Raw genomic sequence first — 6,273 nt, 5'->3', positions numbered from 1 at the left:
CTTCTCCATCTGCGCGGTGTGCATCTTGTGCTGGCGCTCGGCCTCGGCGTAGCGGGCCTCCCACTCGGCGCGTTGCTTGTCGAATCCCTCGAGCCATTCGTTGGTCTCGGAGTCGAAGCCCTCGGGGAAGATGTAGTTGCCCTGCTCGTCGTAGCTGTCGGCCATGCCGTACTTGGCGGGGTCGAACTCCTCGGTGTAGTCCTCGTTGGCCTGCTTGAGCGACAACGAGATTCGGCGACGCTCCAGGTCGATGTCGATGACCTTGACCATCGCGTCGTCGCCGACGGCGACCACCTGATCGGGCACCTCGACGTGGCGCTCGGCCAGCTCCGAGATGTGCACCAGACCTTCGATGCCCTCCTCGACGCGCACGAACGCGCCGAAGGGCACCAGCTTGGTGACCTTGCCCGGCACGATCTGGCCGATGGCGTGGGTGCGGGCGAAGTGCCGCCACGGGTCTTCTTGAGTGGCCTTGAGCGACAACGAAACCCGCTCGCGGTCCATGTCGACGTCGAGCACCTCGACGGTGACCTCGTCGCCGACCTGGACCACCTCGGACGGGTGGTCGATGTGCTTCCAGGAGAGCTCGGAGACGTGCACCAGACCGTCGACACCGCCGAGGTCGACGAACGCGCCGAAGTTGACGATGGAGGAGACCACACCCTTGCGGATGGTGCCCTTCTGCAGCTGGTTGAGGAACTCGCTGCGCACCTCGGACTGGGTCTGCTCCAGCCAGGCGCGGCGGCTCAGCACCACGTTGTTGCGGTTCTTGTCCAGCTCGATGATCTTGGCCTCGATCTCCTTGCCGATGTAGGGCTGCAGATCGCGGACGCGGCGCATCTCGACCAGCGAGGCGGGCAGGAAGCCGCGCAGCCCGATGTCGAGGATCAGGCCGCCCTTGACCACCTCGATGACGGTGCCCTTGACGGCCTCGTCCTTCTCCTTGAGCGCCTCGATGGTGCCCCAGGCGCGCTCGTACTGCGCGCGCTTCTTGGACAGGATGAGCCGGCCCTCTTTGTCCTCCTTGGTGAGAACCAGGGCCTCGACCTCATCGCCGACGGAAACGACCTCGTTGGGGTCGACGTCGTGCTTGATGGACAGCTCACGGGCGGGAATGACGCCCTCGGTCTTGTAGCCGATGTCGAGGAGCACCTCGTCCCGGTCCACTTTGACGATCGTGCCCTCGACGATGTCGCCATCGTTGAAGTATTTGATCGTTTTGTCTATTGCGGCAAGAAAATCCTCGCTGGAGCCAATGTCGTTGACGGCTACTTGGGGCGAGGTGACGGCGGGACTCGGCATGTGGTGGGTTGCTCCGGACAGGTTGGGTCGTAGGGACAATGTGGGATTTACCCATCGAGGCTACTCGACACTGCACACGCTGGACAAACTCAGACGGCCGATCCAGGTCAGAACTTGGCGATCAACACGACACCGCAGACCATCAGCGCACCCCCGAGGGCGCGCCACGCCGTGATCGGGTGAGGATCGAGGCGCAGCCAGCCGAAATGGTCGAGTACCAAGGACATGACGAGCGCCGAGGTGACCGTGATGCCCATGAAAGTTCCGGCTCCGACCCGGTTGACCAGGGTGAGGCCCGCATAGACCTGGACGGCCCCGACGAGACCGCCGACGACGGCCCACCAGGGCATCGACGCGACGTCCTTCGCGCTGGGCAACGGCCTGTGCATGACCAGGAATGCCGCGACGAAGAAGACCGTGATCACCGCGAACGACACCGCCGAGGCCAGCCACGGGTTGATCAGGTGCTTGAAGAGCTGACCGTTCATGGCCGCGCCGCAGGTCTGCAGCGCACCGCCCAGGATTATGAACGGAATCATCCAGATCGGGTTCATGACACTCCTAGCTAGTGCGCGGCCGCATCCCAGCTACGGCCGTAGCCCACCGACACCTCCAGCGGAACGTCGAGCGGGTAGGCCCGGCCCATCTGCTCGCGGGCCAGCTTCTCGACCTGCTCGTGCTCGCCGGGGGCGATCTCGAACAGCAACTCGTCGTGCACCTGCAGCAGCATGCGCGAGGCCAGCCCGGCCTCCTTGATCGCGTGGTCGACGCGGATCATCGCCACCTTGATGATGTCGGCCGCACTGCCCTGGATCGGCGCGTTGAGCGCGGCCCGCTCGGCGGCCTCGCGCACCTGGCGATTGCTGCTGTCCAGCTCGGGCAGGTAGCGGCGGCGGCCGAAGACCGTGGAGGTGTAGCCGTCCTTGCGGGCCTGCTCGACGACGGCGTGCAGGTAGTCGCGCACCCCGCCGAACCGGGTGAAGTACTGGTCCATCTGGACCTTCGCCTCCTCGGTGGAGATATTGAGCTGGGTGGAAAGCCCGTAGGCGCTCAACCCGTAGGCCAGCCCGTAGGACATGGCCTTGACCCGGCGGCGCAACTCGGCGGTGACCTCCTCGATGGGCACCCCGAACGCGCGGGAGGCCACGAACGAGTGCAGGTCCTCGCCGGTGTTGAACGCCTCGATCAGCCCCTCGTCGCCGGACAGGTGGGCCATGATCCGCATCTCGATCTGGCTGTAGTCCGCCGTCATCAGCTCGGAGTAGCCGTTCCCGACGACGAACGCGTCGCGGATCTGCCGGCCCGCGTCGGTGCGGATCGGGATGTTCTGCAGGTTGGGTTCGGTCGACGACAGCCGGCCGGTGGCCGCGATGGTCTGGTTGAACGTGGTGTGAATCCGGCCGTCCGCGGCGACCGCGTTGAGCAGCCCGTCGACGGTGACCTTCAGCCGGGTGACGTCGCGGTGGGCGAGCAGGTGCTGCAGGAACGGGTGGCCGGTCTTGTCGGACAGCGACTGCAGGGCGTCGGCATCCGTGGTGTAGCCGGTCTTGGTCCGCTTGGTCTTCGGCATGCCGAGTTCGTCGAACAGCACGACCTGTAGCTGCTTGGGCGAGCCCAGGTTGATCTGCTTGCCGATCACGGCGTAGGCGGCCTCGGCGGCGTCGCGGATCTGGTCGCCGAACTGGCTCTGCAACGCGCCGAGCATGTCCAGGTCCACGGCGATGCCGGCGCGTTCCATCTCCGCCAGCACCTGCTGCACCGGCAGCTCCATCTCGGCCAGCAGCGCGGTGGAGTCGATGCGGTCCAGCTCGGCGTCCAGCGCGTCGGCCAGGTCCACCACCGCCCGCGCCCGCAGGATCAGCGTCTGCACCGCCTGGTCGTCGGTGCCGTCGGTGTCATCGAGCAGCGAAAGTTGTCGTTGCTCTTGGGTTTCCGCGCGCAGCTCGCGTCGCAGGTAGCGCAGCGAGAGGTCGTCGAGAGTGAAGCTGCGCTGCCCCGGCCGCACCAGGTAGGCCGCCAGCGCAGTGTCTGAGGTGATCCCACCCAGCGTCCACCCGCGGCCCGCGAGGTCGTGAATGGCCAGTTTCGCCTCGTGCAGCGCCTTGGGTTTGGCCGGGTCGGCCAGCCAGGCCGCCAGCGCGGCGTCGTCCTCGGGGGTCACCGCCGCGGTGTCGATGTAGCCGCCCTCCCCGTCGGCGGCGGCGATCGCCAGCGCGGTGGCGTCCCCGCCGTGCGGTAAATGGGTGCCCGCGACGGCCAGCCCGGCCCGGCGCCCGTCGCCGGCGTGCTCGGCCAGCCAGCGCCCGACGGTGCCGGGCTCCAGCGCGCCACCCTGCACGTCGAAACCCTCGTCCACCTCGGGCTCGACCGCGGCCAGGGTGTCGAACAGCCGGTCGCGCAGCACCCGGAACTCGAGGTCGTCGAAGAGCCGGTGGATGTGGTCGCGGTCCCAGGGCTGCAGCCGCAGCGTGTCCGGGGTCTGGGCCAGCGGCACATCGCGCACCAACTCGGTGAGCTCGCGGTTGCGCACCACCCCGGCCAGGTTGGCCCGCAGCGCGTCGCCCACCTTGCCGCGCACCGCGTCGACGTTGTCGACCAGGCCCTGCAGCGAGCTGTATTCGGCGATCCACTTGGTGGCGGTCTTCTCCCCCACCCCGGGGATGCCGGGCAGGTTGTCGCTGGGATCGCCGCGCAGCGCGGCGAAGTCGGGGTACTGCGCGGGGGTGAGCCCGTACTTCTCGACGACGGCCTCGGGGGTGAAGCGGGTGAGTTCGCTGACGCCCTTGCGCGGGTACAGCACTGTCACGTCGTCGGTGACCAGCTGCAGCGAGTCCCTGTCCCCGGTGACCACGAGCACCCGGTAGCCCTCGTTGGCGGCCTGGGTGGCCAGCGTCGCGATGATGTCGTCGGCCTCGAACCCGGGCTCGGCGAGCACCGTGATGCCCAGCGCGCCGAGCACCTCCTTGGTGATGTCGATCTGGCCCCGGAATTCGTCGGGGGTCGCCGACCGGTTGGCCTTGTATTCGGGGTAGCGCTCGGAACGGAACGTCTCGCGGGACACGTCGAACGCCGCGGCGATGTGCGTCGGCGCCTCGTCGCGCAAGAGGTTGATCAGCATGGCGGTGAAGCCGTACACCGCGTTGGTGGTCAGGCCGCCGCGGGTCTTGAAGTTCTCGGCCGGCAGCGCGTAGAACGCCCGGAACGCCAGCGAATTTCCGTCGAGCAACATCAGCGTCGGCCTGGTTTTGTCCTCGCCGGCGGTACTCACGGGTCACACTCTAGGCACCCCACCTGACACGGCCCACCGCCGCCACAGAACTGCAACACGTTTCAGTTTCCTACCGGCGCTGGGTACGCTGGCACGGTGTCAGAGGTCATCCGCCAAGAACCGGCGATCGATGGATGGTTCGCCACCGACAGCTCCGGCAACCCCTATCTGATCGGCAGCAAGTGCCCCCAGTGCGGCACCTACGTCTTCCCGCCTCCCCAATCGGAGGGCCGGAGCAACAACTGCCCCAACCCGGCGTGTGACGGCGACACGCTGCAGTCGGTCGCCTTGTCGCGACGGGGAACGCTGTGGAGCTACACCGAGAACCGGTACGCCCCGCCCCCGCCCTATCCCGCCCCCGACCCCTTCGAGCCGTTCGCGATCGCCGCGGTGGAGCTGGCCGACGAGGGACTGATCGTGCTCGGCAAGGTGGTCCAGGGCACGCTGGCGGCCGACCTGAAAGTCGGAATGGAGATGGAGCTGACGACGATGCTGCTGTTCACCGACGACGACGGCGTCGAGCGCGTCGTCCACGCCTGGAAGGTCGCGCCCCGATGAGCATTCCGGAACCCGTCTACATCCTCGGCGCCGGAATGCACCCGTGGGGCAAGTGGGGCCGCGACTTCACCGAATACGGGGTGGTTGCCGCCCGGGCCGCGCTCGGCGAAGCGGGGCTGGACTGGCGCCAGATCCAGCTGGTGGCCGGCGCGGACACCATCCGCAACGGCTATCCCGGCTTCATCGCCGGGTCGACGTTCGCGCAGAAACTCGGCTGGAACGGCGTCCCGGTCAGCTCCAGCTACGCCGCGTGCGCCAGCGGCTCGCAGGCCCTGCAGAGCGCCCGCGCCCACATCCTGGCCGGTTTCTGCGACGTCGCGCTGGTGATCGGCGCCGACACCACCCCCAAGGGCGCGTTCGCCCCGGTCGGCGGGGAACGCAAGAACGACCCCGACTGGCAGCGCTTCCACCTGATCGGGGCGAGCAACCCGGTGTATTTCGCGCTGCTGGCGCGGCGGCGCATGGACCTCTACGGCGCCACCCTCGAGGACTTCGCCCGGGTGAAGGTCAAGAACTCCCGGCACGGCCTGCAGAATCCCAACGCCCGGTACCGCAAAGAGGTGTCGGTCGAGGACGTGCTGGCCAGCGCGGTGGTCTCCGATCCGTTGCGGCTGCTCGACATCTGCGCGACCTCCGACGGCGCGGCGGCCCTGGTGGTGGCCAGCGCCGCGTTCGCCCGCAAACACCTCGGCTCGCTCGACGGCGTGCCGTCGGTGCGGGCGGTCAGCACCGTAACCCCGCGATACCCGCAGCACCTACCCGAATTGCCGGACATCGCAACGGATTCCACCGCTGTGACGCCCGCACCGGAGCGGGTGTTCAAAGACCAGATCCTCGACGCGGCCTACGCCGAGGCGGGCATCGGGCCCGAGGACGTCAGCCTGGCCGAGGTCTACGACCTGTCCACCGCGCTGGAGCTGGACTGGTACGAGCACCTGGGGTTGTGCCCCAAAGGTGAGGCCGAGGCCCTGCTGCGCAGCGGGGCGACCACCGTCGGCGGCAGGATCCCGGTCAACCCGTCGGGCGGCCTGGCCTGCTTCGGCGAGGCGATCCCCGCCCAGGCGATCGCGCAGGTCTGCGAGCTGACCTGGCAGCTGCGGGGTCAGGCGACGGGCCGGCAGGTGGAGAACGCCACGGTCGGCATC

5 protein-coding genes are annotated in these 6,273 nt (G+C 68.1%); 2 read left to right on the top strand and 3 right to left on the bottom strand.

The window, feature by feature from the left end; all coding sequences use genetic code 11:
* The 3 genes from rpsA to polA all read right to left on the bottom strand — a co-directional run.
* Positions 1–1,302: 30S ribosomal protein S1 (gene rpsA, locus AC2VOR_RS02660; protein ID WP_486963158.1), on the bottom strand; the 1,302-nt coding region annotated here is incomplete at its 3' end.
* 107 nt (positions 1,303–1,409) lie between these two features.
* Positions 1,410–1,856, bottom strand: coding sequence for a DMT family transporter (locus AC2VOR_RS02655; RefSeq protein ID WP_369738915.1), 447 nt, complete (start codon positions 1,854–1,856; stop codon positions 1,410–1,412).
* 11 nt (positions 1,857–1,867) lie between these two features.
* Positions 1,868–4,531: a DNA polymerase I gene (gene polA, locus AC2VOR_RS02650; protein WP_369741622.1), complete on the bottom strand. Its 2,664-nt coding sequence runs from the start codon at positions 4,529–4,531 to the stop codon at positions 1,868–1,870.
* Between the two features lie 135 nt (positions 4,532–4,666).
* Between polA and AC2VOR_RS02645 the strand changes: the two genes are divergently transcribed.
* Both AC2VOR_RS02645 and AC2VOR_RS02640 read left to right on the top strand, forming a co-directional pair.
* Positions 4,667–5,128 (top strand): Zn-ribbon domain-containing OB-fold protein, encoded by a 462-nt coding sequence (locus tag AC2VOR_RS02645; RefSeq protein WP_486963157.1) that lies wholly within the window; start codon positions 4,667–4,669, stop codon positions 5,126–5,128.
* Positions 5,125–6,273 (top strand): lipid-transfer protein (locus AC2VOR_RS02640; RefSeq protein ID WP_486963156.1); only part of this gene is annotated, 1,149 nt, incomplete at its 3' end. The genes AC2VOR_RS02645 and AC2VOR_RS02640, both read left to right, overlap by 4 nt.

Source organism: Mycobacterium sp. TH-M103 (genome assembly GCF_057473785.1).
The sequence above is the reverse complement of the archived record's forward strand: the minus strand, read 5'-3'. Positions and strand labels throughout refer to the sequence as shown.